This is a genomic window from Bradyrhizobium huanghuaihaiense, from assembly GCF_025200885.1.
GTDB lineage: Bacteria > Pseudomonadota > Alphaproteobacteria > Rhizobiales > Xanthobacteraceae > Bradyrhizobium > Bradyrhizobium huanghuaihaiense.
In genome coordinates, this window is record NZ_CP104172.1 from 1,179,344 (window position 1) to 1,205,381 (window position 26,038).

The window sequence follows — 26,038 nt, forward strand, 5'->3', positions numbered from 1 at the left end:
TCCGCTCACCCTGCCGGCTGACTGCCGGGCTGGCTTTTGGCCTGAGCATCGAGGCGACGCTGCAGCCGCCAGCTGCGAAAACCCCAGGCCCGCCAGGCCAGATCCTGCCGCTGACTTTCTACAAGCCGATCTCGACGTCCCGCAAGACAGTAATCGCCGCCGCGAAGCGCGATGACCCTGTCGATCGCAGGCAGCGCCTGCGGGCCCAATGTGAGGAGATAGTTGGCGTCGATCTTCACGCCCTTGCCCCCTGTTTCGCTGCTGTGCTTCAGATTGTAGTCGGCAATGAACGCATCGAAGTTCAGCAGCGAAACACTGTACAGCACGATCGTTAACGCGATCAGATTGGCGCAGACGAGCCACCGGTTGGTGTGGTTGAGCGCGATGCGCGCGACGATGAGGATCAGTCCCAGCGCCACCAGTCCCATCCAGATGAAGGCCGCGATCCGCCAATAGGTCAGCATGTAAATGCCGACATAGAGATCGAGCCGGAGGATGGCGGAGGCGACCAGCAGCACGTTCTGCCCGACCCAGAGATAGACCAGCGGGCGGATCACATTCGATTTCTCGGCCGGGCCACCGGGGCTCATCGCGACCAGCACGAAGGCCGCGGCGAGCAGGGCAGTCACGATCAGCGGATAGGCGCCGCGGTGGGCGTAGGCCGCATAAGTCATGTTGTCGGGCAGGGCCACATGGCCCCAGAGATAGATGCCGTCGAGCACGGACTGCGCTGCGAACAGCAGGTTGAACAGGATCAGCGAGCGCAGGATGGAGGAGGGACCCAGAAACTCCGGCGAGATGAAGGGCGCAAGCGGCTCCGGCTCCGTGACATCGGTTTGGGCGGCTGCGGCAATCTTCCTGCGCCGCCAGCGTACGTGGATGAACGGCCAGACCAGCGCCAGCATCAGGACCCAGAACAGCACGCGCGGGACGCTGACATATTCGAGGATGATCTTTGGATTGAGCAGCGAGACCCATTGCTCGATCACGGGATTGGCCGCAGCGAACAGCGCGACGAAGACAGTGCCCAGCACCACCGGCATCAGCCACAGCGCGATGCCGCGGGTGAACGCCGACATGTTGAAGACCTGGAGCGCGTCGGGGAAGACTCTGAAGGGGCCGAACAGGACGAAGTTTCGCAGCGCGCGGGCGCGGTCGGCAAGGCCGGTCGTTTCAGGATTGGTTGCCAGCAGCAGGGCGACGACCAGCGCTGCAACGAGGATCAGGAACGAAAGCGCGTTGAGCTCTTCGATAACAGGCACGAGACCGAGGACGATGACGGCGGCGCCGATCGCCGCGCGGCGGATGTCCAGGGATGCGTGGTTGGCGAGCAGCGAGGCGCAGACGATCGCGACTGCAAAGATCGCCAGCGACAGCCCGGCCCGCTGGCCATAGAACAGCCAGTCGGCGAGCGCGGCGAGTACCAGCGCCATCGCGAGCTTGACTGATATTGTCGAAGGCCTGATCGGCTGGATGTCCGTCGTCGGCGTCGTAGCCAGGCTCGTCATGCGCAAATGACCTTTCGTGAATATCGATATCGTGCAGTCTGCACGGCGCTTGCGCAGAAGCCGGGGCCTTCGTCTGCACGGTTTCAGGAGTCTTTTGCAGTTTTCGTGCAGGTGCGCTTTTGTCTCTCGCGCAGCGCAGATCGCCTTGATAGGTGCGAAGCATTCATCACCATCGCATGTGGTGCATCATGCAATTCCTTCGCCGTATCGGTCTCATCCTGCTCTGGCTCGCCGCGCCCGTCGTTGCATTCGCGGCCGCGAACAAGAACGATCCCTATCTGGTCCCGCTGCGTGGCGGCGGAAACATCGCGCTTGTCGCCGCAAGCATCATGATCGTCATCGTCCTGCTGCGCAGAGGGCGATGGCGCAGCATCGCGGGCAAGCTGCTCGTCATACTCTGGTGCCTGCCGCCGCTGCTGATGTCCGCCGCGCATCTGAAGTTCGAGCTGCGCAAGCACGAGGTCCTTGCCGTCAGCGCCGCCGAGGCGCGCCAGCTCGGGCCGCACTTCATGGTCGGCTATTCCTCCTTTCCCGACGTCGCGCGTTTGGCCGAGCAAGGTCTGATTGGCGGCGTCTATGTCACCCGGCACAACATCCGCGGCCGGACCATCGAGGCGCTACGGGTCGAGATCGCGGCGCTCCAGGACAAGCGCCGTGCGGCCGGCCTGCCGCCGCTGGTCGTGGCGGCAGACCAGGAGGGCGGCATCGTCGGACATCTCGCGCCGCCGCTGACAAAGCTGCCGGCGCTGGCGACGCTCACCGGGCTTGCTCCCGACGAGCAGCAGGCCAAGGCCGAAGAGTTCGGCCGCATCCACGGCCGCGAGCTCGCGGGCCTCGGCGTCAACCTCAATCTTGCACCGGTGCTCGACCTCAAGCCGCTGCAGCGGCGCAACCGTCTCGATTTCCACACCCTGATCGGCCAGCGCGCGATCGCGACCGATCCCGTCGTCGTCAGCACGATCGCGAGCGCCTATGTCCGCGGACTGGAAGGGTCAGGCGTCGGCGCCACGCTCAAGCATTTTCCCGGCATCGGCCGCGTGCGCACCGACACGCATCATTTCAGCGCCAGTCTCAACACGCCGGTGAAGGAGCTGGAGGCGACCGACTGGCAGCCGTTCCGCGAAGTGCTGTCGCATTCGCGCAGCGCGCTGATGGTAGGCCATGTCACGCTCACGGCCGTCGATCCCGATCGCGCCGCCTCGCATTCCAAGCGCGTCGTCGATGGGATCATCCGCGGCAAATGGGGCTACCAGGGCATGGTGATGACCGACGATCTCGTGATGGGCGCGATCTACCAGAACGACGTCTGCAAGGCGGTGGTCGAAGCGATCAATGCCGGCGTCGATCTGCTGCTGGTCGCCTATGACGGCGCGCAGTTCTACCGCGTCTTTGCCTGCGCCCTGGAGGGATCGCGGCAGGGCAGGCTCGATGCGGCGATGCTGCGCGCGAGCGAAGCGCGGCTGGAGCGTGGCTTTCCGACCGCGCAGGCGCGGGCTTCTTCGGGCGCAATCAGCATCGCTCGCCGGAACTAGCCCTTCGCGAACTGGCGGTAGTCCGGCTCGCGGTGAAACCAGAATTCGTAGCCGCTGATGGCTTTCTGCATGGCGACGTCGTGGATCGGCTGGTTGAGCGGAATGACGGGAACGTCGCGCATGCAGAGCGCGATGAAATCCTTCACGCATCTGTCGTATTCCGCGGCATCCGTGGTGAAGCGCGCCTTGTCGATCAGCGCGTCCATCTGCTTGTTCTGGTAGGAGGAGATGTTGAAGATCGAGTTGTTGCCGTGGAAATTCCAGTAGAAGTAATATTCGGGATAATCCAGCCAGCCGCTGAAGCGGTTGAGCGCGAGCGGCAGCTCCTTCTTGTTCAGCGTCGTGCGCCAGTTCGCGCCGGGGATCTTTTCGATTCCCGCCTTGATGCCGATCTTGGCGAGGCTCTCCTGGATCAGGATCGCGGTCGGCTCGCCGACGGTGGCCGTGCCCGTGTCCAGCGACAGCGTCGTCTCCAGGCCGGATTCGAAACCTGCCTCCTTCATCAGCGCTTTGGCCTTGTCGAGATCGGTGACATAGGGAAACGGCTGCGGCCAGACCGGCTTTGAGACGTCAGCCGCTCCGCCATACATGGGAACGGCGCGCCCGAAGAACGCGCTGCTCTGGATCTGCTCATACGGCATCGCCCAGGCGATGGCCTGTCGCAGCTTGGCATTATCGAACGGCGCCTTTGCCGTGTTGAGCGCGACGTACCAGAGCGCGTTCGGGATCGGCACGCCCGAGACCTTGACCTTGCCCTCTTTGATGATTTGCTCGAAGTCACGCGGCGCAAAGCCGCTCGAGATGTCAGCATCGCCCCGCTCCAGCATGGCGCGGCGGGTGCCGGCGGAGGGAACGTCGCGCGCGATCACGCGCTTGACCTTCGGCAGCGGCCCGCTCTTCCAGTCGTCGAAGCGCGTCAGCACGGTCTCGCTGCCGGGCTTCCAGCTCTCGATCTTGTAGGCGCCACCGCCGGCTTCGTTGTTCCTGAGCCAAGCCAACGCCCATGGATCTTCTGCCGTCGCGTTCTTCTTCGCCAGCTCGGAATTGATGATGAAGGGCACGACCACGGCGACGTTGAACAGCAGCATCTTGTCCTTGCGGACATAGTCGATGCGGAAGGTGTGGTCGTCGACCATCACGAACTGCTCGGGCTTCTCCAGCGACCCCGCCGACATCTGGAAGGTCGGGAAGCCGCCAACCTTCACGGCGCGGTCGAACGACCATTTGACGTCTTTGGCGGTAACGGGCGTGCCGTCGTGGAATTTGGCGTCCTTGCGAAGCCTAAAGGTGCAGGACATGCCGTCGGCCGCGACCTCCCAGCTCTCGGCAAGTTCAGGCGCGAGCTTCTCGCGGTGGTACGACGTCGTCCCATCGGGCAGCGTCTTCGAGGCATAGGTCAGCAGACGGTCGTAGCAATTCCAGGACAGGCCGTTCACGGTCTGGTTGGAGCCGACGCCCTGCATGTCCAGCGAGTTCGGCCCGAGCTCCTGCACCACCAGCAACGTCTCGGCTCGGCCCTGCGCCCATGCGAGACGTGGAGCAAATGCTGCCATACCGGCGGCGCCGACGCCGCCAAGCACCACGTCGCGCCGGGTCATATGGTGGGGTGCATCGCTCATCGTGGCCTCCGTCAGAGAATGATCCGACATCGAGAGGCAAGGCGTGTGCCATCGGCGCGCTTCAAGGTGGCACATGCCTTGCGCCCGAACGCGCTACGGCGTCACCGCGCCGCGTGCGACCGCGCGCGGGGCGGTCAGCTCCTTCCACGTCGAATTCGCCACATGCACCGGCGAGAAGGCCGGGCGTTCGATATAGCGGCCGTCGCCGGCTTCGGCGCGCAGATCACCTTCCTTCCAGACGACGCGGCCGCGCGAGAGCGTCGCCGCCGGCCCGCCGGTGCAGGAAAAGCCTTCGAACACATTGTAATCGATCTTGCTCATCTGTCGCTTGGCGCTGATGGTCTTGCTCGCCTTGGGGTCCCACACCACGAGATCGGCATCCGAGCCGACGGCGACGGCGCCTTTGCGCGGATAGATGTTGAGGATGCGGGCGATGTTCGCCGAGGTCACCGCGACGAACTCTTCCTTGGTCAGCCGTCCGGTGGCGACGCCCGCGGTCCACAATAGCGCGAGACGATCTTCGAGGCCGCCGGTGCCGTTCGGGATTTTTCTGAAATCGCCGAGCCCGAACCGCTTCTGCTCGGTGGTGAAGGCACAATGGTCGGTCGCGACCACCTGGAGCGAGCCGGCCTGCAGGCCGGCCCAGAGGCTGTCCTGATGCTGCTTGTCGCGGAACGGCGGCGACATCACACGCTGCGCGGAATGATCCCAGTCCTTGTTCTGGTATTCACTCTCATCCAGCAGCAGGTGCTGGATCAGCGGCTCGCCATAGACGCGCTTGCCCGCTGCCCGCGCGCGGGCGATCGCCTCATGCGCCTCGCGGCAGCTGGTGTGCACGATATAGACCGGCGTGCCGGTCATGTCGGCGATCATGATGGCGCGGTTGGTGGCTTCGCCCTCGACCTCCGGCGGCCGTGAATAGGCGTGGCCCTCCGGGCCCATGACGCCGCGCGCGATCAGCGCCTCCTGCATCAGGGCGACGACGTCGCCGTTTTCCGCGTGCACCACCGGCATCGCGCCGAGATGGGCGCAGCGCGCGAACGAGTTGTAGAGCTCGTCATCGTTCACCATCAACGCGCCCTTGTAGGCCATGAAATGCTTGAAGGTGTTGATGCCGTAGGTTTTGACCACGGTCTCCATCTCGTCATAGATCTGCTTCGACCATGACGTCACCGCCATGTGGAAGCCGTAGTCGCTGGCCGCCTTCTCGGATTTGTGCCGCCACTCCTGATAGGCCGCGAGCATGGACTGGCCCGGATCGGGCAGGCAGAAATCCACCACCATGGTGGTGCCGCCGCTCAGCGCCGCCTTGGTTCCCGATTCGAAATCGTCGGCGGTGACGGTGCCCATGAACGGCATTTCGAGATGGGTGTGTGGATCGATGCCGCCGGGGATGACGTAGGCACCGCCGGCATCGACGATCTCGGTACCTGCAGGTGCCTCGACCGATGCGCCCACCGCCACGATGGTCTCGCCCTCGATCAGCACGTCCGCGCGGCGCGAATGATCGTGATTGACGACGGTGCCGCCGCGGATGAGGAGGGGCATGAGGAACTCCGGGGAGAGGTGAGGGACGGCCCGAAGCTAAGCGCGCTACTGGCGATGCGACAGGCGAAATTTTAGTCAGCCGCCGCCAACCCTTTTCACTCTGCGCGCGCGACCAGCCCGTCGATCATTGCGCGGACGAGGCCCGCGATCTCCTTGCGAAGCGCCGGCAGCGGAACGGCGACCAGTCTCTGCTCCAGCCCCAGCGCCACCATGCCGTGCACGGCCGAGAACAGGCTGCGCGCGGTGATGCCGAGCTCCTCCTGGCCGCGCTCGGGAAGCAGCAGCGCCAGCGGATGATAGATGTGGCGGAACAACTGCAGCTGGTCGTTGACGGACCAGTCGGGGAGGATCTTGTCGGCCGCCATGCGGTGCTCGAACAATGCGCGCCAGAGCTCGAGGTTTTCGGCGGCGAAATCGCAATAGGCAATGGCGATGCGGACCAGGGTCTCGTGGGGCGAAGGATCACCGGTGCTTTCCGCCGCGCTGAGCGCCTCATCGAGGCGATGCAGCGTGCGCGAGCCGACGCGTAGAACCAGCTCGTCCACATCAGTGACGAGATTGTAGACCGCGCCATTGGCGCAGCCGATCTCGCGGGCCAGATCGCGGGTTTTCAGGCCCGACAAACCCCGCTCAGCGATCATCTGCTCGGCCGCCCGGATCAGGTCGACCCGCAATTTCTCTCGACGTTCCAGGGCCTTAGTCATTCTTAACCAAATTCTTGAGCGCCGCTCAAATATTTATTGAACGTTGTTCAGATTTCCTGTTACAAAGCATTTGTGAGCAACGCTCATAAACAGGGAGCAGACCATGTTCAAGACCGTCGTGACACTTTTCCGCGGCAGCGTGGCCGCCGCGGGCGAGGAGCTGGAGGACCGTACGGCCCTGCTGATCCTCGACCAGCAGATGCGCGATGCGGCCGCCGCCCTCGAGCGCAGCAAGCGCACGCTGGCGCTGGCGATTGCGCAGGACCAGCAGGAGGGGCGCAAGCTCGAGGCGACCTGCGCCCGTATCGCCGATCTCGAGACCCGCGCGGTGGCCGCGCTCGATGGCGGCCGCGAGGATCTCGCCAAGGAAGCGGCCGAAGCCATCGCAGGCCTCGAAGCCGATCGTGATGCGGCGATGACAGCACGCGCGCTGTTCGCGACCGAGATCATCAGGCTGAAGCGGCACGTGACCAACGCGCAAGCCCGCATCACCGAGCTCGATCGCGGCCGACGCCTCGCCCGTGCCTCGGAAGCGGTGCGTTCGCTCCGCCGCAGCGGCATCGAGGCGGCGCGTCCTTACGAATCTACGCTGCCGGAAGCCGAGAGCACCTTGAGGCGTCTGCGCGAGCGCCAGATGGAAGCCCAGGCTGCCGACGACGCGTTGGTCGAGCTCGATGCGGCCACGGGTCCCCTCGCTACTGCCGAGCGACTTGCCGAGCAGGGCTTTGGCCCTCGGCTCAAGACGACCGCGGACGACGTGCTTGCGCGGCTGAAATCCAAGCGCACACAGACGGCCTGAACTCAGATTTCATCATCATTTAAACCAATAGAGATCATCATGAACCAGAACGGCCAGCCCCATAGCAGCGCCTGGGTCACCTTCACCTACGTGTCCTTCGCAGCCTCCGCCTTCCTCGTCGCCATCGGCGTCTTCTTCCTGCCGATCGACCTCTGGATGAAGGGCTATCTCACCATGGGCATCGTGATGCTGATCCAGACCTGCATCACGCTGACCAAGACCGTCCGCGACAATCACGAGAGCAGCCGGCTGGTGAATCGCATCGAGGATGCCAAGGCCGAGCGGCTGCTGATGGAGGTTTCCAAGGCGGCTTGAGGCGAGAGCACGCCGCGGCCTGCAGTCTGACGCGGTGGGTGCCGGTGCATCCACCGCGTGCCTGATCCGCATATCGCGCCTGCGAAATTCAACCGAGCCATGACGGATCGCGCGGGCGTGCGGCCTTGCGCAGCGGCGCCGGCCGACGCACTCTGTCCGGGCGGCGCGAAGAACGCCGCCAATAAAGACTGTGCGAGGAAACCTCCGAGGAAACCTATATGGCGGCGACGCGGATCGACTGCGACATCCATCCGGCGGTTGGTGGCACGCGCACGACGCTGCTTCCCTATCTCAGCGACCATTGGAAAGAGCAGGTGGTGAGCCGCGCCATCGACGGGCTCGATCTCACCTCCTATCCGCCGAGCATGCCGCTTTCGGGCCGCGCCGACTGGCGGCCGGCCAATGGCGCCAAGCCAGGCTCAGATCTCGCCATGGTGCAGAAGGGCGCGTTCGACCAGCTGGGGGCGAGCCACGCCATCCTCAACGTGCTCTATGGCGCGCAGGCCGTATTCGACGCCTATATGGCAGCCGACTTCTGCAAGGCCATCAACGACTGGATCGCCGCCGAGTGGCTGTCGCGCGATCCTCGCCTGCGCGCCTCCATCGTGGTGCCGATGCAGGCGCCTGATCTCGCGATCGACGAGATCGAGCGCCGCGCCGGCGACAATCGCTTCGTCTCCATCCTGGTGCTGGCGCAGGGCGAGACGCTGCTGGGACGACGGCATTTCTGGCCGGTCTACCGGCTCGCGGAGAAGTACAAGCTGCCGCTCGCGATCCATGCCGGCACGCAATATCGGCAGGCGCCGAGCTCGGCCGGCTGGCCGTCGCACCGCTACGAATACTACTTCGTCGAGGCGCAGGCGTTTCAGGCGCAGATCCTCAGCCTGATCTATGAGGGCGTGTTCGGCAAATTCCCCGATCTGAAGGTCGTGTTGATGGAGTCCGGCGTGAGCTGGCTGCCGGCCTTCATGTGGCGCGCCAACAAGACCTGGCGAGGTGTGCGCGTCGAGGTGCCCTGGGTCGAGCGCGAGCCGGCATCGATCATTCGCGACAATTTCCGCGTCACCATGCAGCCGTTCGATGCGCCTGATAATGCCAGGAGCGTCGAGGAGATTATCGACCAGATCGGCTCGGAAAAAATGTTCCTGTTCGCGTCCGACTATCCGCACTGGCAGTTCGACGGCGACGATCCGATCCCGCCGAACCTGCCGAAGAGCCTGATCGCGAAGATGTGCGTGGACAATCCGCTGGAGACGTTTCCGCGGCTGTCCCTCGCTAACTAATTCCGGAGGTTTCGCATGAGTGAGGTCATCGACCGTCCGCTGCGCGACGACGAGAAGCCTGCCGCATCAAAGCTGCGCATCGTCGATTGCGACGTGCATCCGAGCCTGCACTCGGTCGACGACCTCAACGAGTTCCTGCCAAAACGCTGGCAGCAGCATTTGAAGGAATATGGCAGCCATCTGCGCACGCCCTATCTCTTCACCACGCCCTATCCGCGTTCCTCGCCGCTGATCGCGCGGCGCGATGCCTGGCCGCCGACCGGCGGGCCGCCCGGCTCCGATCTCGCCTTCATGCAGAAGCAGCATCTCGATCCGCTCGACGTCGAGTTCGGCATCCTGCAGGTGCTCGATCTCTTCATCTTCTCGCAGCAGAACCTCGAATTCGGCGCCGCGATCCAGCGCGCCATCAACGACTGGCAACTGGCGTTCTGGTCGCATCGCGATCCCCGCCTGAAGGCGTCGATCCTGGTCGGGCAGGACGGGGTGGATCTCGCGATTGCCGAGATCGAGCGCTGCGCCAGGATCGGCGAGTACATCCAGATCAACGTCTCGCCGCGCGCCAACGAGCCGCTCGGCCGCCGACGTTACTGGCCGATCTACGAGCGCGCCCAGGAATTGGGCCTGCCGCTCGGCATCCATGTCGGCGGCTATGGCGGACATGCGCCGACCGGCGGCGGCTGGCCGTCCTATTATGTCGAGGAGCATCAGTCCAACGCGCATACCATCGCGGCGCAGCTGGCGAGCCTCGTGATCGAGGGTGTGCCGGAACGTTTCCCAAATCTGAAGATCGTTTTCATCGAGGGCGGTTTCGGCTGGATTCCGTCGGCGGTGTGGCGCATGGACCAGCATTTCGAGCGCTTCCGCAGCGAAGTGCCGCATTTGAAGCGCAAGCCATCGGAATATGTGCGTGAAAACTTCTGGTTCACGACCCAGCCGATCGACGAGCCGGACGAGGCGCGGCATCTGCGTGCGCTGATCGAATGGGTCGGCGTCGACCGCCTGCTGTTCTCGTCGGACTATCCGCACTGGGATTTCGATGATCCGCGCTTTGCCTTCAAGACGCCGCTCACCGAGGTTGAGCGGAAGAAGATCTTCAGCACCAATGCCCGCGCGGTCTACAAGTTCTGAGACCGGCATGACCCGTCACATCGTCGCCACCACCTCGGAGATCCCGCCCGGCGGCAACAAGGTCGTCGAGATCGCCGGCCGCGACATCGTCGTGTTCCACGTCAATGGCGAGTTCTTCGCGCTGCTGAACCGCTGCCCGCACGAGGGCGCGCCGCTGGAGAAGGCCGCCTGCGTGGCGCGGCTGACCTCGCCCGAGCCCGGGGTCTATGAACGATCACGCGTCGGCGAGATGCTGCGCTGTCCCTGGCACGGCTGGGAGTTCGACATGCGCAACGGCCAGTCCTGGTTCGATCCGAAACGCGTCAAGATCCGGTCATATCCGGTCGCGGTGGAGCGCGGCCAGGAATTGCAGAAGGGCCCCTATGTTGCCGAGACGTTTCCGGTGCATGTCGAAGACAGCTACGTGATTGTCGAGGTGTGACACACCCCCGTCATTCCGGGGCGCGCGAAGCGCGAGCTATGGTGCGCGGTTGCGCACCTGAGAATCTCGAGATTCCCCGGTGCGCAATTGCGCACCTGAGGTCTGGTCCTGCGGACCATCCCGGAATGACGGATCTCGCATTGTGATTTCAAAGCAGGTGCGATATGGCTCTCGCGCTTTCAGAGGCGGAGATGAGCTTTGTCGAAACAATCCCTGCGTGAGGAGGCCGAGCGCCTGATCCGCGAATCGATGGAAAAGAAGACCATCGTCGTCAAGCAGGGCTCGACCCGCATCGAGGCGGTCTGCGGCAAGTGCGGCGCGCCGAACCGGGTGCAGGCGGAAAAAGGCCAGACCCGCGTCAAGTTCGCCTGCAAGAATTGCGGGCACAAGCAAGAGACGCTCTAACTCCTCATCCTGAGGAGCCCGCCGAAAGCGAGCGTCCCGAAGGATCGAGGCCCGAGACGGGCCTGCATGGTTCGAGACGCGCGCAAGGGCGCGCTCCTCACCATGAGGGTCAAATAGTCAGTCGCCCTTCACAAACCTCGCGAACGCATCCGCATAGTCCGGGTGCCAGCGCGACAGCGGCGGGCGGTTCTCGACGATGTCGCCGGCGGCCCAGAGCATGCGCTTTTCGTCCAGCGCGCGCGGTACGTCATTATCGGGACACAAGATGTAGAAGTCGCCGGCCTCCAGCCGTGCCAGCATGAAATCCACGGTCTGCTCCGGCGTCCAGGCGCCGGCCGGTTTTTCGGTGCGGCCCTTCGCGGTCAGGCCGGTGAAGACGAAGCCGGGAATCAGCAAATGCGCGGTGATGTGGCAATCGCTGGTATTGCGCAACTCGTGCTGGAGCGCTTCCGTGAAGGCCTTCACGCCGGCCTTCGACACATTGTAGGCGGGATCGCCCGGCGGGGTCGTGATGCCCTGCTTGGAGCCGGTGTTGATGATCAGGCCGGCTTTGCCGCGCGCGATCATGTTGGGTGCGAAGATGCGGGAGCCGTTGATGATGCCCCACATGTTGACGCCGATGATGCGCTGCCAATGGTCCGGCTCGCCGAACAGCGTGCTGCCGGGCTGGATCCCGGCATTGTTCATGAGGACGTCGGTGCCGCCGTAATGCGCGCCGACGGCGCGTTCCAGTTCCATCAGGCTTTCGGCACGGCTGACATCGACCGCGAAGATCATCACATGTGTGGCAGACGTGACGGATGACAGTTTTGTTGCGGCCTCCGCCAGCCGCGCCTCGTCGACATCAGCGATGCACACCTTCATGCCGGCCCGCGCGAAAGCCATGGCGGCGGCAAATCCGATGCCGGATGCGCCGCCCGTGATCACGGCAACATTGTCCTTGATGATGGCGGGATGTGGCATGGCTCGTCTCCGCGGGAAGGGGCTCGCTCGAGCTATAACATGGCGCTCGCACGAGCCTGCACAAGTCGGCATGGGAGCTCTTCGTTCCACGCTGCCTTTACGCCCATTCGGCACCGCTGTATTCTTCCCGACCTAACGGTCCCACCGAGATCGAACCAATCAATGACCTGACAGGGAGTGCAGCCATGGCTGTGTCGCAGGCTATTCCGATCACGCGCCACCCGTTCGCCAACGGGTCCTACAAGCAGATGCTGATCGACGGAAAGTGGGTCGACGCCGCCTCCGGCAAGCGCTTCGAGACCCGCAATCCCGCAACCGGCGAGCTGCTCGCAACGGTCGCCGAGGGCGACAAGGAAGACATCGACCGCGCGGTCGCCGCCGCCCGCCGCGCCTTCGAAGGCCCGTGGAGCAAGGTGAAACCGTTCGAGCGGCAGAACCTGCTGCTCAGGCTCGCCGACCTCGTCGAGAAGAATTTCGACGAATTGTCGCAGCTCGACACGCTCGATATGGGTGCGCCGCTCAGCCGTACCCGCGCCTATCGTCTGCGCGCCATCGGCATGCTGCGCTACTATGCCGGTCAGACCACCGCGATCCACGGCGAGACCATCGAGAACTCGCTGCCCGGCGAAATTTTCTCCTATACGCTGAAGGAACCGATTGGCGTCGTCGGCGCCATCATTCCCTGGAACGGCCCGCTCTCCGCGACGATCTGGAAGATTGGGCCTGCGATCGCGACCGGCTGCACCGTGGTGCTCAAGCCCGCCGAAGAAGCGCCGCTGACCTCGCTGCGCATCGCCGAACTTGCGATGGAGGCCGGCATTCCGCCCGGCGTCGTCAACGTCGTGCCCGGCTATGGCGAGACCGCGGGCGCCGCGCTTGCTTCACACCACGACGTCGACAAGGTCGCCTTCACCGGCTCGCATGTCACGGGCCAGTCGATCATTCGCGCGTCGGCCGGCAACCTCAAGCGCGTCTCGCTCGAGCTCGGCGGCAAGTCGCCGGACATCGTGTTCGCGGATGCCGATCTCGACGCCGCCGTGCCGGGCGCGGCGATGGCGGTGTTCGCCAATTCGGGCCAGATCTGCAGCGCCGGCACGCGCCTGTTCGTCGAGCAGGCGATCTACGAGGAATTCGTCGGCCGCGTTGCCGAGTTCGGCAAGAAGCTGCAGGTCGGCAACGGCCTCGATCCCAACGTGCAGATCGGCCCGCTGGTCTCCGAGCAGCAGCTCGAGCGCGTCACCGGCTATCTCGACATCGGCCAGAAGGAAGGCGCACGCGCGCTCGCCGGCGGCGGCCGCGTCACCGAAGGCGCGCTATCGAAGGGCTTCTTCGTCTCGCCGACCGTGTTTGCGGGCGTCCAGGACAACATGCGCATCGCGCAGGAGGAGATCTTCGGCCCCGTCATCTCCGCGATCGCCTTCAAGGACATGGACGAGCTGGTCAAGCGCGCCAACAACACCACCTTCGGCCTCGGTTCCGGCCTGTGGACGCGCGACGTCACCAAGGCCCATGCGGTCGCGAAGCGCCTGCGCGCCGGCTCGGTGTGGGTGAACTGCTACCAGGCGATGGATCCAGCCGTGCCGTTCGGCGGCTACAAGATGAGCGGCTATGGCCGCGAGTCCGGCAAGCAGCACGTCGAGGAATATCTCAACGTGAAGGCCGTCTGGATCAAGACGGCGTAACATCCATTTCTTTCCGCGTTCCGCGAGAGGGAATATCTATTTTTTGCAGGGGCGGCGCCTTTTCGCGGGGCCGCCCCTCGCTATATGATCCGCATCCTTCCATAGAAAGTCGGTGTCAGCATGAAATTCGAGGCGTTGTTCAAACCGTTGCAGGTCGGTCCGTACAAGCTCGCGCATCGCGTCGCGATGGCGCCGTTGACGCGCATGCGCGCCGAGCGCGAGAGCTTTTCGCCGCGGCCGCTCAACGCCGAATATTACGCCCAGCGCGCGACGAAGGGTGGCCTGCTGATCGCCGAAGCTTCGCCGGTGCTCTCGCACGGCCGCGGCAACCCGGCGACGCCGGGCATCTATACGGAGGCGCAGATCGCCGGCTGGCGCAAGGTGACGGATGCCGTGCACGCCAAGGGCGGCATCATCTTCCTCCAGCTCTGGCATGTCGGCCGCGTCTCGCATTCCTCCTTTCATGGCGGTGAGCTGCCGGTCTCGGCCTCGGCGATTGCGATCAAGGCCGAGGGCATGAAGGCGATGACGGCCGACGGCAAGATCGCCGATTACGAGACGCCGCGCGCGCTGCAGACGGAGGAGGTCGAGGGCATCGTCGAGGCTTTCAGGCAGGGCGCGAAGAATGCGCTGGCCGCCGGCTTCGACGGCGTCGAGATCCACGGCGCCAATGGCTATCTGCTCGAGCAGTTCCTGCAATCGCGCAGCAACCAGCGTACCGATCAATATGGCGGCGGAATCGAGAACCGCGCGCGGCTGCTGCTGGAGGTCACGCAGGCCGCGATCGATGTCTGGGGCGCCAACCGCGTCGCCGTGCGGCTGTCTCCGCATGGCATCGCCAATGATTCCGGCGAGCCCGACCCGATGCCGCTCTACACGCACGTGGTGAAGGCGCTCGACAAGCTGGGTCTCGCCTATCTGCACGTCATCGAGCCGCGCTCCAGCGGCGCCGGCCGCGCCGACGTCCACTGGGAGAACGTGCCCTCCGCCATGGTGCTGTTCCGCCCACACTACAGCGGCGTGCTGATGACCGCCGGCGGCTTCACCGGTGAGACCGCGAACGCGGCGATCGCCGACGGCCATGCCGACATCATCGCCTTCGGCCGCATCTTCATCTCCAATCCGGACCTGCCGCGGCGCCTGGAGCATAATTATCCGATCACGCCATACAACCGCGCGACGTTCTACGGCGGCGAGGAGAAGGGGTATACGGATTATCCGGTGTATGACGAGCTGACGCCGGCGTGACGCTGCCGTAGCCCGGATGAGCGAAGCGATATCCGGGACTTTCGCCTGAGCAAGACTTTTCCCGGATGTCGCTTCGCTCATCCGGGCTACGGGACTATCGTTCAGGCTCCGACCGCCACCACAAATTCCGTCATTGCGAGCGCAGCGAAGCAATCCAGAATCTTTCCGCGGAGGCAGCCTGGATTGCTTCGCTGCGCTCGCAATGACGACGGAGAAAGCGACCATGGCCAAAGCCGCAGCCGCCGCAGGAACCGCCACCGGCCAATGCCTCTGCGGCAAGGTCGCCTTCGAGATCGACGTCCCCGCGCGCTGGGCCTGGCATGATCACTCCGCCGGTAGCCGCCGTGCCCATGGTGCGGCCTACGCGACCTATGTCGGCAGCTGGAAGAAGCGCTTTCGCATCACCTCGGGCAAGACTGCGCTGACCCGTTACGAGGACAAGGCCACCAAGACCGCCCGCAGCTTCTGCTCGCATTGCGGCACACCGATCGCCTATGAGCGCCCGCGCGGGCCGCACATGGTCAACATCCCCCGCGCCCTGTTTAGGGAGCGTACCGGCCGCCAGCCGCTCTATCACATCGCGATCGAGGAGCTGCAGGAATGGGCCTATACCGGCGAGCCCCTGGTGCCGTTGAAGGGTTTTCCCGGCGTGGTCTGGCAGCGCTCGAAAAAGAAGAAGCGCGCGGGCGGTGAGGACCCGTTCGAACTGGGGCGTGAGGAGATGTAGCCCTTGCTGTTCGCTCCGCTCTCGTGTCCCGGACGCGCTGCAGCGTGAAACACTGCTGCGCAGAGCCGGGACTCATGCGTCAGCGAGCTCGGCGCGAATCTGGGTCCCGGCTCTGCGCCGCAACGTTGCACGTTGCGTCGCGTCCGGGACACGAGAGCGCGGTTTGCCGCTCCCGCGCAACGCAGCCATGACCGCGCTTTCTTGCGCGGCTCCCGCGATTTCGGCCATCATGCCTCCGTCCTTGCGGCAACGTCCGCTCCTGGAGGAAACATGAAGAACAAGATCACCGGCCGCTCCGCCTTTCTCGCGCTGCTCAAGGACGAGGGCATCACGCACCTGTTCGGCAATCCCGGCACCACCGAGCTGCCGATCATGCATGCGCTGAAGGACCATCCCGATCTCACCTATGTGATGGCGATGCAGGAGAGCCTGGTGGTCGCGATCGCCGACGGCTACAGCCGCGCCTCGGGAAAGCTGGTCGCCTGCAACGTCCATGTCGCGCCCGGGCTCGGGAACGCTATGGGCTCGCTCTACAACGCGCAGTTCACGGGCACGCCGATGATCCTGACCGCGGGGCAGCAGGAGCAGGGCCACGGCCTGATGGAGCCGGTGCTGTATGGTCCGCTGGTGCGCATGGCCGAACCGCTGGTGAAATGGGCGGTCGAGGTGACGCGGCTGGAGGACCTGCCGCGCATCGTGCGCCGCGCCGCCAAGGTCGCGATGACGCCGCCGACCGGACCGGTGTTCATCTCGCTGCCCGGCGACATCCTCAACAGCGAGGCCGGCATCGATCTCGGCCGCTCCACCCGCATCGATGCACGGACAAGACCGTCGGATGAAGCGCTGAAGGCCTTCGCCGCACGGCTGCTGAAGGCCGAGCGTCCGGTGATCGTCACCATGGACGAGGTGGTCAAGAGCGATGCGCTCAAGGAGGCCGCTGAACTGGCCGAGCTGCTCGGCGCTGCCGCCTATCAATCCTCGACGCCCTATGGCGCGCACTTCCTCTCGGAGAGCCCGAGCTTCGTCGGTACGCTCGCGCGCGTGCAGAAGGCGGCGCGCGATACGCTCGCGCCTTACGATCTCCTGATTGCGCTGGGCGGCGATCCCCTGCGGATGTCGGTCTATAGCGAGGTCGACGCGCTGCCTGATGGGCTCGGCATCGTGCAGATCGGCCTCGCTGATTGGGAGATCGCCAAGAACTACGGCGCCGAGATCGCGCTGAAGGCGGATCTGAAGGAGACGCTGCGCGCGTTGATCCCGGTGCTGAAGGCGATGGGCGGTGCAACACTGGCGAGCCGCGCGAAAGACCGCCTCGCCGAGCTTGCGCCGAAGAACTGGAGCGCGCGGCACGCCGGGCTGGTCGAGCAGATCGCCAAGGGTGCGGGCCGCAACCCGATCGATCCCGACTTCCTGGTGCTGCAAATGGTCGAAGCCATGCCCGACCATGCGATCCTCGTCGATGAAGGACTCACCTCCAGCCGCCAGATCACGAATTTGCGTCCGCACCGCGACCGCTACGGCTATCATGGCCTCGCCTCCGGCGGCATCGGCTGGGGCCTGCCGGCCTCGGTTGGCGTCAGCATCGCCAATCCCGATCGTCCCGTCGTGTGCTTCTCCGGCGACGGCAGCGCGATGTATTCGATCCAGTCGCTGTGGACGGCGGCACATCACAAGCTGCCGCTCAACGTCGTCATCGCCAACAATGGCGGCTACCGCATCATCAAGCAGCGCCTGCTCGCCTTCCATGGCGACGACAATTACGTCGGCATGGATTTTGTGAATCCGCCCGTGGATTTCACCGGCCTCGCCAAGGCGCTGGGCTGCGAGGCGATCAGGTCAGCGATGTCAGCGAGCTGAAGGCGACGCTGGCGTCGGCGTTCAGCCGGCCGGGGACGAAGCTGATCGAGGTGATGGTGGACGGGAAGGTGTAGGCAGGCTGCCTCCGCCGTCATTGCGAGCGCAGCGAAGCAATCCAGACTGCCGCCGCGGAAGGACTCTGGATTGCTTCGCTTCGCTCGCAATGACGTTGCGGCAGCGTCCTCCCACTCATCTCCGTCACCCTGAGGTGCCGGAGCGAAGCGGAGGCCTCGAAGGGCGACGGCCCGGCTGCATCGGGGCTGCTCATCCTTCGAGGCGCGCGAAGGGCGCGCACCTCAGGATGACGGAACTTACAGCGTAGGGCGTTAGCCTGCCTTCATCCCCACCCGGTACCCCGCCGCCGGATGCGGCGCATCCAGCCTCGCACGGCCGCCGCCGAACAGCTTCTCCCGCAGTGTGCCCTTGGCGTACTCGCTCTTGTACCGCCCGCGCCGCGTCAGTTCCGGCACCAGCATGTCGGCGATGTCCTCGAAATCGCCGGGCGAGATCGCGAAGGCGACGTTGAGGCCGTCGACGTCGGTCTTCTCGAACCAGTCCTCGATCTTGTCCGCGACCATCTCCGGCGTGCCGACCACGACCGGACCGGCGCCGCCGATGCCGACATGCTCGATGACGTCGCGCACGGTCCAGATCCGATCGGGGTCGGCGCGGGTGACGTTGTCCATCGCGCTGCGGCCGGCATCGTTCTGGACGTGGCGCACCTGCTGGTCGAGATCGTAGCCGGAGAAATCGACGCCGGTCCAACCCGACATCAGCGCCAGCGCCCCCTCGGGGCTGATATGGCGACGATAGTCGGCGTATTTCTCCTTCGCCTCGGCATCCGTCCGTCCGAGGATGATCGTCATCATCGAGAACATCAGGATTTCGGCCGGGTTGCGGCCGAGCGCGGCGGCCTCCTGGCGGATCGCGGAGACGCGCGGCGCGATCACCTTGGCCGACGGCCCCGACATGAACACGCATTCGGCGTGACGCGCGGCGAACTGCCGGCCGCGCGGCGAGGTGCCGGCCTGGTACAGCACCGGCGTGCGCTGCGGCGACGGCTCGCTGAGGTGAATGGTGTTGTTGATGCGGTAGTTCGCACCCTCATGATTGACGCGATGAACTTTTGCGGGATCGGTGAAGATGCCGCGCGCCCGGTCGCGCAGCACGGCATCGTCTTCCCAGCTGCCCTCCCAGAGCTTGTACACGACTTCCATATATTCGTCGGCGATGTCGTAGCGGTCGTCGTGTCCGGTCTGCTTGTCCTTGCCGGCGCCGCGCGCGGCGCTGTCGAGATAGCCGGTGACGACGTTCCAGCCGATCCGTCCCTCGGTGAGGTGATCCAGCGTCGACATCCGCCGAGCGAATGGGTAGGGCGGCTCGAACGACAGATTGCTGGTGACGCCGAAGCCCAGATTCTTCGTCACGGCCGCCATCGCCGACAGCAGCAGCAGCGGCTCGTTCGACGGCGTCTGCGCTGCATTGCGCAAGGCTGCGTCAGGGCTGTTGCCATAGACGTCATAGACGCCAAGCACGTCGGCCAGGAACAGCCCGTCGAAGCGGCCGCGTTCCAGAGTCCGTGCCAGATCGATCCAATAGGGCAGGCGATTATATTCGGCGGTGCGGTCGCGCGGATGGGTCCACAGGCCCGGTGACTGGTGTGCGACGCAATTCATCGCAAAAGCGTTGAGCCTGATCTCTTTGGCCATGCTGGTCCCTCGGCGCCCTGTACTGAGCGCTCTTCGAATGATAGATGTGCGCCCCAACTTGGCGAAGTTCTTGCATATAACTTGCGCTTGGCAAGGCCAAAATCAGCAGCGCTGCTGCCCTTGGCAAGCCAATCTCAAGAGAGCAAGAACGAAATCGCAAGAGAACTACAAGAACTGTCCAAGCCCCCGCCACTTTCGACGGCCAGTGTAGCCCGCTACGTTCGCCCGCGTCGAAACCTTGAAAATGAAAGCAATGACCAGAGCCGACGCCATCGCCCGCGCCCGCGACGATTTCAAATCCGGCGCGTTCCTCGCTGAACTCGACCGCCGCGTCGCTTACAAGACCGAGAGCCAGAATCCGTCGCGTGGCCCAGAGCTGCGCGCCTATCTGGAACAGGAGATGCAGCCGGCTTTCGCCGCGCTCGACTTCACCAGCCGCATCGTCGAATCCCCGAGCGGCAAGGCACCGTTCCTGTTCGCCGAGCATCACGAGAGCGCCTCGCTGCCGACCGTGCTGGTCTATGGCCATGGCGACGTTGTCGACGGCATGGAAGGCGAGTGGCGCGAGGGGCGCGATCCCTGGCGCACGACGGTTTCGGGCACGCGCCTCTATGGCCGCGGCACCGCCGACAACAAGGGCCAGCACAGCATCAACATGGCGGCGCTGCGCGCGGTGCGCGATGCCCGTGGCGGCAGGCTCGGCTTCAACGCCAAATTCATCGTCGAGATGGGCGAGGAGATCGGCTCGCCCGATCTCGGCAAGGTCTGCGACCTCAATCGCGACGCGCTCAAGGCCGATCTGTTCATGGCCTCCGACGGGCCGCGCCTCTCCGCCGACCGTCCGACGCTGTTCCTGGGCTGCCGCGGCGGCATCCGCATCCATCTCGACGTCAACCTCCGCGATGGCGGCCACCATTCCGGCAATTGGGGCGGCGTGCTCGCCAACCCCGCGACCATCCTCGTCAACGCGATCTCGACGCTGGTCGACGGCCACGGCCGCCTCCAGCTCGAGGCCCTGAAGCCGCCGCGCCTCACCAACCAGATCCGCAGTTATCTTGCGGACGTCGAGGTGGTGCCGACCGCCGACGAGCCGGCGCTGGCCGAGAACTGGGGCGAGGAAGGCCTGTCGGCGGCTGAGCGGCTCTACGCCTGGAACACGCTGGAAGTGCTGGCGATGTCCTCGGGCAATATCGAGAAGCCGGCCAATGCCATTCCCGGCCACGCCAATGCCGTGCTGCAACTGCGTTTCGTGGTCGGCACCAAGATCGACGGTCTGATCGAGGCCGTCCGCGCGCATCTGGTCGCAAAGGGCTTTCCGATGGTCGAGGTGCGGGCGGCGCAGAGCTTTGCTGCATCGCGCACCGATTTTGACAGCGCCTGGATCAAATGGGCGGCGAATTCGGTGCAGGAGACCACCGGCAAGGCGCCGGCGGTGCTGCCGAATTTCGGCGGCTCCCTGCCCAATGACGTCTTTTCCGAAATCCTGGGCCTGCCGACGATCTGGGTCCCGCACTCCTATCCCGGCTGCTCCCAGCATGCGCCCAATGAGCACATCCTGCTGCCATTGACCGAAGAGGCCTTGACGGTGATGGCCGGGCTGTTCTGGGATCTCGGGGAATTGCCGAAGCCACTCGCCTGAGCCGTTAACCTGAGCCGTCATTCCAGCCGAAAGTCACATTCTAATCCGGCCCGATTTGTGCTTGCATCCGGCCGCATCATCCTGAAAGGGGAAGAAAAAAGTGAAACATTTCCGTCACATCGGGCTCGTGCTCGCCGCGACCTTCGCCGTCAGCCAGGCCGGGGCCCAGGAGCTGACCGGCACGCTGAAGAACATCAAGGACACCGGCGCCATCACGCTGGGCTTCCGCGACTCCTCGATCCCGTTCTCCTATCTGGACGACAACCAGAAGCCGGTCGGGTTCGCGATGGACATCTGCTACAAGATCGTCGACGCCGTGAAGAAGGAGCTCAAGCTCGACAAGCTCGAGGTCAAGCTCAACCCGGTGACGTCCGCGACGCGTATCCCGCTGATGGCCAACGGCACCATCGACCTCGAATGCGGCTCGACCACCAACAATGCCGAGCGCCAGAAGCAGGTCGCCTTCACCAACACCCACTTCCTGACCGCCAGCCGCTACGTCTTCAAGAAGTCGAGCGGCCTGAAGTCGATCGACGATCTCAAGGGCAAGACGGTGGTCTCGACCGCCGGCACCACCAACATCAAGCAGCTCACCGAAGCCAACGTCGCGAAGGGCCTCGGCGCCAACATCATCCCGGCCAAGGACCACGCTGAAGCCTTCCTGATGGTCGAGACCGACCGCGCGGTCGCCTTCGTCATGGACGACATCCTGCTCGCCAGCCTCGTCGCCGGTTCGAAGTCGCCGGATGACTATGCGATCTCCAAGGACGCGTTCTCCAAGCCCGAGCCCTACGGCATCATGCTGCGCAAGGACGACGCGCCGTTCAAGAAGGTGGTCGATGCGGCAACCGCTGCGGTCTATACCTCCGGCGAGGGCGAGAAGATCTACGCCAAGTGGTTCACGACCAAGATCCCGCCGAAGGGGCTGAACCTGAACACGCCGATCTCTTCCGAACTGAAGAATGAGTTCGCCAAGCCGACGGACTCGCCGAACCCGGACGATTACAAGTAAGATGCTGTTTCCCTCTCCCCGCAAGCGGGGAGAGGGAAGAAATTCCAGCCACTCTGGAGGGGGTGGCCGGACATTTGCATAGGCGCCCGGACAACCATGATGGGCGCGTTCGCGCGGGGGACACGTGAACTACCACTGGAACTGGGGAATTTTCTTCGAGCCGAACCCGATGGGGACCGGCACCTATCTCGACATGCTGCTGTCGGGGCTGGTGCTGACCATCAAGACGGCGCTGCTCGCCTGGATCATCGCGCTGATCTTCGGCTCGATCGTCGGCGTCATGCGCACGCTGCCGTCGCGGGGCGCCTACTGGTTCGGCTTCTGCTGGGTCGAATTCTTCCGCAACATGCCGCTGCTGGTGCAGCTCTTCCTGTGGTTCTTCGTGCTGCCGGAATTGCTGCCGAGGGCTGCCGGCCTGTGGCTGAAGCAATTGCCGAACGCGCCGTTCTGGACGGCGGCGATCGGCGTCGGCTTCTTCATGTCGGCGCGCGTTGCCGTGCAGTTGCAGGCGGGCATCGGTTCGCTGCCGCGCGGGCAGAAGATGGCCGCGACCGCGCTCGGGCTCACCACCGTGCAGGGCTACCGCTACGTGCTGCTGCCGATGGCGTTCCGCATCATCCTGCCGCCGCTGACCTCCGAGTTCCTCAACACCATCAAGAACACGGCGGTCGCCATCACCATCGGCCTGATCGAGCTGACCGGACAGGCGCGCTCGATGCAGGAATTCTCGTTCCAGGTGTTCGAGGCCTTCACGGCCGCGACCATCCTCTATCTCCTCGTCAACGCCGTCGTCGTGACCGCGATGCGCTTCCTCGAGCGCTACGTCGCGATCCCCGGCTACATCACGGGGAAATAGCGCCATGCTCGGGAGTTTCGATTTCGACGTCATCCGCCGGTCGCTGCCCTACCTGTTCTACGAGGGCATGACCTTCACGCTGACGCTGACCGCGCTCGCCGCGCTCGGCGGCCTGATCTTCGGCACGGCGATCGCCCTGATGCGGCTGTCCGGCTACAAGACCCTCGGGCGCATCGCCGGCCTCTATGTCGACTTCATGCGCTCGCTGCCGCTGGTGCTGGTGATCTTCTGGTTCTACTTCCTGGTGCCCTATATCGGGCAGTGGCTGACCGGCGCCTCGCGCCCGATCAGCGTCGGCGCGTTCGCCTCCTCGCTCATTACCTTCATCATGTTCGAGGCGGCGTATTTCTCCGAGATCATGCGCGCCGGCATCCAGTCGATCTCGCGCGGCCAGCCGGCCGCGGCGAGCGCGCTGGGCCTGAGCTACGCCCAGACCATGCGCTACGTCGTGCTGCCGCAGGCGTTCCGCAACATGCTCCCCGTGCTGCTGACCCAGACCATCGTGCTGTTCCAGGACACCTCGCTGGTCTACGTGCTGTCGATCCCGGACTTCCTGGGTGCAGCCAGCAAGGTCGCGCAGCGCGACGGGCGCCTCGTTGAAATGTATCTGTTCGCCGCCGTCGTCTACTTCACCATTTCCTGTATCGCGTCGTTCGGCGTTCGTCGCCTGCAGTCGCGCATCGCCATCATTCGCTAGAGCGTGTCGGTCATGATCGAAATCAGCCACGTCAACAAATGGTACAGCCCGACCTTCCAGGTGCTGACCGACTGTACAACCAGCGTCACCAAGGGCGAGGTCGTCGTGGTCTGCGGCCCCTCGGGCTCGGGCAAGTCGACGCTGATCAAGTGCGTCAACGCCTTGGAGCCGTTCCAGAGCGGCGACATCTCGGTCGACGGCACCAAGGTCAACGATCCCAAGACCAATCTGCCGAAGCTGCGCTCGCGCGTCGGCATGGTGTTCCAGCATTTCGAGCTGTTCCCGCACCTCAAGATCATCGACAATCTCTGCCTCGCGCAGGAGAAGGTGCTTGGCCGCGGCCACGACAAGTCGGTCACCAAGGGCATGCAGCTGCTCGAGCGCGTCGGCCTCAAGGAGCAGGCGCAGAAATTCCCCGCGCAGCTCTCGGGCGGCCAGCAGCAGCGCGTCGCCATTGCACGCGCGCTCGCGATGGATCCGATCGTCATGCTGTTCGACGAGCCGACCTCGGCGCTCGATCCTGAAATGGTCAGCGAGGTGCTGGACGTCATGGTCGATCTCGCCCGCGAAGGCATGACCATGATGGTCGTCACCCACGAGATGGGCTTCGCCCGCAAGGTCGCCAACCGCGTGATCTTCATGGACCGCGGCGAGATCGTCGAGGACGCCCCGAAGGATGATTTCTTCGGCAAGCCCCGCAGCGACCGCGCGCAGAAGTTCTTGTCGAAGATTCTGTCGCATTAACCGGTCGTCATCCCGGGGCGCGCGTAGCGCGAGCCCGGGATCCATACTCCCGATGGTGGTTATGGATTCCGGGCTCATTCGCTTTGCGAATGCCCCGGAATGACGAAACGAGGGGTGATCGACGCCCCCAACTGGCGTATAAGCGCGCCGATCCCCCTTCCCCTCCCAGGAGACCTGCCTTGGACCCGCTCGCCTATGTCAACGGCTCATTCGTCCCGCTCTCGGAAGCCAAGATCTCGGTGCTCGACCGCGGCTTCCTGTTCGCCGACGGCATCTACGAGGTCTCGGCCGTGCTGGACGGCAAGCTGGTCGACAATGCCTCGCATCTGGCGCGGCTGGAGCGGTCGGTCGGCGAGATCAAGTTGAAACTACCGGAGACGGTCGAGCGCATCACCGAGCTGCAGAAGGAGCTGATCGCGCGCAACAAGGTCGAGAACGGCCTCGTCTACCTCCAGGTCACGCGTGGCGCCGACAAGGGCCGCGACTTCCCCTTCCCGAAGGGTGACGTCAAGTCGAGCCTGGTGATGTTCACCTCGGAGAAGGACATCATCAACGCGCCCGTGGCAAAGACCGGCATCAACGTGATCACGGTGCCCGACATCCGCTGGGAGCGCCGCGACATCAAGAGCGTCGCGCTGCTGGCGCAGGTGCTGGCGAAGCAGGCTGCGGCCGAAGCCGGCGCGGGCGAAGCCTGGATGCTGCAGGACGGCTATGTGACCGAGGGCGGCTCGTCCACGGCGTTCATCCTGACCAAGGACGACGTCATTGTCACCCGCCAGAACTCCAACGCCATCCTGCCGGGCTGCACCCGCAAGGCCGTGATTGCGCTTGCCGAGGAGCGCCAGCTCCGCGTCGAGGAGCGTTCCTTCACCGTCGCCGAGGCGCTCGCCGCCAAGGAAGCGTTCATCACCAGCGCGTCCTCGTTCGTGCAGCCGGTGATCGCAGTCGACGGCAAGAAGATTGGCGATGGCAAGCCCGGCCCGATGGCGACGCGGCTGCGTGAGATCTATGTGGAGTTCGCCAAGGCGACGGCGGTTTAAGCGGCGTACGCAGCTGCCGTAGGGTGGGCAAAGGCGCACTTGCGCCGTGCCCACCATCTTTCCATGAATTAGAGAAGAGGTGGGCACGCTTCGCTTTGCCCACCCTACAAGACCGTCGTTGTGGTTAGCTCACGCCACCGACGCCTTCACCTTCACCGGATGCACGGCGCGGAACGCGATCGCGATCCTGTTCCAGGCATTGATCGCCCCGATCAGCATGGTCAGGTTCACCGTGTCCGCGTCGGAGAACTGCGCGCGAACCTGTTCGTAGATGTCATCAGGCGCGTGCGTCTCTGAGATCAGCGTCACGGCTTCGGTCCAGGCCAGCGCGGCGCGCTCGCGGTCGGAATAAAGCGGGGACTCGCGCCAGGCGTTGAGCAGGTAGATGCGCTGCTCGGTTTCGCCGCGCTTGCGGGCGTCCTCGGTGTGCATGTTGATGCAGAAGGCGCAGCCGTTGATCTGCGAGGCCCGGATCTTGACCAGCTCGATCAGCGATTTCTCCAGGCCCGTCGACTGGATTTGCTCTTCCAGCGCCAGCAGCGCTTTGATCGTATCGGGCGCGGCCTGGTAGTAGTTCATGCGGGGCTTCATGGTCGTTCTCC

23 protein-coding genes and 1 pseudogene are annotated in these 26,038 nt (G+C 64.6%); 17 read left to right on the forward strand and 7 right to left on the reverse strand.

What is annotated here, in order from left to right; genetic code table 11:
* Window positions 1-5 precede the first annotated feature (5 nt).
* Window positions 6-1,508 (reverse strand): DUF4153 domain-containing protein, encoded by a 1,503-nt coding sequence (locus N2603_RS05555; RefSeq protein WP_260387984.1) that lies wholly within the window; start codon window positions 1,506-1,508, stop codon window positions 6-8.
* Window positions 1,509-1,696: 188 nt separating this feature from the next.
* Here N2603_RS05555 and N2603_RS05560 point away from each other — a divergent pair, with 188 nt between their 5' ends.
* Entirely contained in the window at window positions 1,697-3,040 is a 1,344-nt protein-coding gene (locus N2603_RS05560; protein WP_260387985.1) for a glycoside hydrolase family 3 N-terminal domain-containing protein, read from the forward strand.
* Here N2603_RS05560 and N2603_RS05565 read toward each other — a convergent pair.
* From N2603_RS05565 to N2603_RS05575, 3 genes are all read right to left on the reverse strand, one after another.
* On the reverse strand, window positions 3,037-4,659 hold the full coding sequence (locus N2603_RS05565) for an ABC transporter substrate-binding protein (protein ID WP_260387986.1): 1,623 nt from the start codon (window positions 4,657-4,659) through the stop codon (window positions 3,037-3,039). The two genes, N2603_RS05560 and N2603_RS05565, sit on opposite strands and share 4 nt — an antisense overlap.
* 93 nt (window positions 4,660-4,752) lie before the next feature.
* Window positions 4,753-6,207, reverse strand: a complete 1,455-nt coding sequence (gene hydA / locus N2603_RS05570) for a dihydropyrimidinase (protein WP_260387987.1) — start codon at window positions 6,205-6,207, stop codon at window positions 4,753-4,755.
* A gap of 95 nt (window positions 6,208-6,302) precedes the next feature.
* Window positions 6,303-6,911, reverse strand: coding sequence for a TetR/AcrR family transcriptional regulator (locus tag N2603_RS05575; RefSeq protein ID WP_260387988.1), 609 nt, complete (start codon window positions 6,909-6,911; stop codon window positions 6,303-6,305).
* Between the two features lie 103 nt (window positions 6,912-7,014).
* On the opposite strand from N2603_RS05575, the gene N2603_RS05580 reads away from it, so the two are divergent.
* From N2603_RS05580 to N2603_RS05605, 6 genes are all read left to right on the forward strand, one after another.
* Window positions 7,015-7,710: a PspA/IM30 family protein gene (locus N2603_RS05580; RefSeq protein ID WP_018648501.1), complete on the forward strand. Its 696-nt coding sequence runs from the start codon at window positions 7,015-7,017 to the stop codon at window positions 7,708-7,710.
* Between the two features lie 39 nt (window positions 7,711-7,749).
* The gene (locus tag N2603_RS05585) at window positions 7,750-8,025 is read left to right on the forward strand and encodes a YiaA/YiaB family inner membrane protein (protein ID WP_260387989.1); all 276 of its coding nucleotides are present in this window, start codon (window positions 7,750-7,752) and stop codon (window positions 8,023-8,025) included.
* Window positions 8,026-8,243: 218 nt separating this feature from the next.
* Window positions 8,244-9,308 (forward strand): amidohydrolase family protein, encoded by a 1,065-nt coding sequence (locus tag N2603_RS05590; protein WP_260387990.1) that lies wholly within the window; start codon window positions 8,244-8,246, stop codon window positions 9,306-9,308.
* A 15-nt stretch (window positions 9,309-9,323) separates the two neighbouring features.
* Entirely contained in the window at window positions 9,324-10,436 is a 1,113-nt protein-coding gene (locus N2603_RS05595; RefSeq protein WP_260387991.1) for an amidohydrolase family protein, read from the forward strand.
* Between the two features lie 7 nt (window positions 10,437-10,443).
* Entirely contained in the window at window positions 10,444-10,857 is a 414-nt protein-coding gene (locus N2603_RS05600) for a Rieske (2Fe-2S) protein (protein WP_260387992.1), read from the forward strand.
* Window positions 10,858-11,055: 198 nt separating this feature from the next.
* Window positions 11,056-11,262 carry a hypothetical protein gene (locus N2603_RS05605; protein WP_018648496.1) on the forward strand — a complete coding sequence of 69 codons (207 nt, stop codon included), beginning with the start codon at window positions 11,056-11,058 and terminating at the stop codon, window positions 11,260-11,262.
* Between the two features lie 117 nt (window positions 11,263-11,379).
* Here N2603_RS05605 and N2603_RS05610 read toward each other — a convergent pair whose 3' ends face one another.
* Complete coding sequence (locus N2603_RS05610) at window positions 11,380-12,225, reverse strand: SDR family NAD(P)-dependent oxidoreductase (RefSeq protein ID WP_260387993.1); 846 nt, start codon at window positions 12,223-12,225, stop codon at window positions 11,380-11,382.
* 185 nt (window positions 12,226-12,410) lie between these two features.
* Between N2603_RS05610 and N2603_RS05615 the strand changes: the two genes are divergently transcribed.
* The 4 genes and pseudogenes from N2603_RS05615 to N2603_RS05630 all read left to right on the forward strand — a co-directional run bounded on the left by N2603_RS05615 (window position 12,411) and on the right by N2603_RS05630 (window position 17,813).
* Window positions 12,411-13,907 (forward strand): aldehyde dehydrogenase family protein, encoded by a 1,497-nt coding sequence (locus N2603_RS05615; protein ID WP_260387994.1) that lies wholly within the window; start codon window positions 12,411-12,413, stop codon window positions 13,905-13,907.
* Between the two features lie 120 nt (window positions 13,908-14,027).
* Entirely contained in the window at window positions 14,028-15,155 is a 1,128-nt protein-coding gene (locus N2603_RS05620; RefSeq protein ID WP_260387995.1) for an alkene reductase, read from the forward strand.
* 223 nt (window positions 15,156-15,378) lie between these two features.
* Window positions 15,379-15,882: a GFA family protein gene (locus N2603_RS05625; RefSeq protein WP_260387996.1), complete on the forward strand. Its 504-nt coding sequence runs from the start codon at window positions 15,379-15,381 to the stop codon at window positions 15,880-15,882.
* 270 nt (window positions 15,883-16,152) lie between these two features.
* Window positions 16,153-17,813, forward strand: a pseudogene (locus tag N2603_RS05630) (thiamine pyrophosphate-binding protein).
* 252 nt (window positions 17,814-18,065) lie between these two features.
* Here the strand turns inward: N2603_RS05630 and N2603_RS05635 are convergent.
* Window positions 18,066-19,448, reverse strand: coding sequence for an LLM class flavin-dependent oxidoreductase (locus N2603_RS05635; protein ID WP_260387997.1), 1,383 nt, complete (start codon window positions 19,446-19,448; stop codon window positions 18,066-18,068).
* Between the two features lie 253 nt (window positions 19,449-19,701).
* Between N2603_RS05635 and N2603_RS05640 the strand changes: the two genes are divergently transcribed.
* The 6 genes from N2603_RS05640 to N2603_RS05665 all read left to right on the forward strand — a co-directional run bounded on the left by N2603_RS05640 (window position 19,702) and on the right by N2603_RS05665 (window position 25,436).
* The gene (locus tag N2603_RS05640; protein ID WP_260387998.1) at window positions 19,702-21,087 is read left to right on the forward strand and encodes a M20 family metallopeptidase; all 1,386 of its coding nucleotides are present in this window, start codon (window positions 19,702-19,704) and stop codon (window positions 21,085-21,087) included.
* Window positions 21,088-21,187: 100 nt separating this feature from the next.
* On the forward strand, window positions 21,188-22,099 hold the full coding sequence (locus N2603_RS05645) for an amino acid ABC transporter substrate-binding protein (protein WP_018648488.1): 912 nt from the start codon (window positions 21,188-21,190) through the stop codon (window positions 22,097-22,099).
* 124 nt (window positions 22,100-22,223) lie between these two features.
* A complete protein-coding gene (locus tag N2603_RS05650; RefSeq protein ID WP_018648487.1) occupies window positions 22,224-22,955 on the forward strand; it encodes an amino acid ABC transporter permease in 732 nt (243 codons plus the stop codon).
* 4 nt (window positions 22,956-22,959) lie between these two features.
* On the forward strand, window positions 22,960-23,652 hold the full coding sequence (locus N2603_RS05655; RefSeq protein ID WP_080134882.1) for an amino acid ABC transporter permease: 693 nt from the start codon (window positions 22,960-22,962) through the stop codon (window positions 23,650-23,652).
* 12 nt (window positions 23,653-23,664) lie between these two features.
* Window positions 23,665-24,396: an amino acid ABC transporter ATP-binding protein gene (locus tag N2603_RS05660; RefSeq protein WP_018648485.1), complete on the forward strand. Its 732-nt coding sequence runs from the start codon at window positions 23,665-23,667 to the stop codon at window positions 24,394-24,396.
* A 179-nt stretch (window positions 24,397-24,575) separates the two neighbouring features.
* Window positions 24,576-25,436, forward strand: a complete 861-nt coding sequence (locus N2603_RS05665; protein ID WP_260387999.1) for a D-amino-acid transaminase — start codon at window positions 24,576-24,578, stop codon at window positions 25,434-25,436.
* Between the two features lie 129 nt (window positions 25,437-25,565).
* Here the strand turns inward: N2603_RS05665 and N2603_RS05670 are convergent, their stop codons facing one another.
* Complete coding sequence (locus N2603_RS05670; RefSeq protein WP_260388000.1) at window positions 25,566-26,027, reverse strand: carboxymuconolactone decarboxylase family protein; 462 nt, start codon at window positions 26,025-26,027, stop codon at window positions 25,566-25,568.
* Window positions 26,028-26,038: the final 11 nt, after the last annotated feature.

Excerpts from the sequence above, each read along its gene's own strand:
- N2603_RS05555 (WP_260387984.1), bottom strand. The coding sequence starts at position 1,508 with ATGACGAGCCTGGCTACGACGCCGACGACGGACATCCAGCCGATCAGG.
- N2603_RS05560 (WP_260387985.1), top strand. The coding sequence starts at position 1,697 with ATGCAATTCCTTCGCCGTATCGGTCTCATCCTGCTCTGGCTCGCCGCG.
- N2603_RS05565 (WP_260387986.1), bottom strand. The coding sequence starts at position 4,659 with ATGAGCGATGCACCCCACCATATGACCCGGCGCGACGTGGTGCTTGGC.
- hydA (WP_260387987.1), bottom strand. The coding sequence starts at position 6,207 with ATGCCCCTCCTCATCCGCGGCGGCACCGTCGTCAATCACGATCATTCG.
- N2603_RS05575 (WP_260387988.1), bottom strand. The coding sequence starts at position 6,911 with ATGACTAAGGCCCTGGAACGTCGAGAGAAATTGCGGGTCGACCTGATC.
- N2603_RS05580 (WP_018648501.1), top strand. The coding sequence starts at position 7,015 with ATGTTCAAGACCGTCGTGACACTTTTCCGCGGCAGCGTGGCCGCCGCG.
- N2603_RS05585 (WP_260387989.1), top strand. The coding sequence starts at position 7,750 with ATGAACCAGAACGGCCAGCCCCATAGCAGCGCCTGGGTCACCTTCACC.
- N2603_RS05590 (WP_260387990.1), top strand. The coding sequence starts at position 8,244 with ATGGCGGCGACGCGGATCGACTGCGACATCCATCCGGCGGTTGGTGGC.
- N2603_RS05595 (WP_260387991.1), top strand. The coding sequence starts at position 9,324 with ATGAGTGAGGTCATCGACCGTCCGCTGCGCGACGACGAGAAGCCTGCC.
- N2603_RS05600 (WP_260387992.1), top strand. The coding sequence starts at position 10,444 with ATGACCCGTCACATCGTCGCCACCACCTCGGAGATCCCGCCCGGCGGC.
- N2603_RS05610 (WP_260387993.1), bottom strand. The coding sequence starts at position 12,225 with ATGCCACATCCCGCCATCATCAAGGACAATGTTGCCGTGATCACGGGC.
- N2603_RS05615 (WP_260387994.1), top strand. The coding sequence starts at position 12,411 with ATGGCTGTGTCGCAGGCTATTCCGATCACGCGCCACCCGTTCGCCAAC.
- N2603_RS05620 (WP_260387995.1), top strand. The coding sequence starts at position 14,028 with ATGAAATTCGAGGCGTTGTTCAAACCGTTGCAGGTCGGTCCGTACAAG.
- N2603_RS05625 (WP_260387996.1), top strand. The coding sequence starts at position 15,379 with ATGGCCAAAGCCGCAGCCGCCGCAGGAACCGCCACCGGCCAATGCCTC.
- N2603_RS05635 (WP_260387997.1), bottom strand. The coding sequence starts at position 19,448 with ATGGCCAAAGAGATCAGGCTCAACGCTTTTGCGATGAATTGCGTCGCA.
- N2603_RS05640 (WP_260387998.1), top strand. The coding sequence starts at position 19,702 with ATGACCAGAGCCGACGCCATCGCCCGCGCCCGCGACGATTTCAAATCC.
- N2603_RS05655 (WP_080134882.1), top strand. The coding sequence starts at position 22,960 with ATGCTCGGGAGTTTCGATTTCGACGTCATCCGCCGGTCGCTGCCCTAC.
- N2603_RS05660 (WP_018648485.1), top strand. The coding sequence starts at position 23,665 with ATGATCGAAATCAGCCACGTCAACAAATGGTACAGCCCGACCTTCCAG.
- N2603_RS05670 (WP_260388000.1), bottom strand. The coding sequence starts at position 26,027 with ATGAAGCCCCGCATGAACTACTACCAGGCCGCGCCCGATACGATCAAA.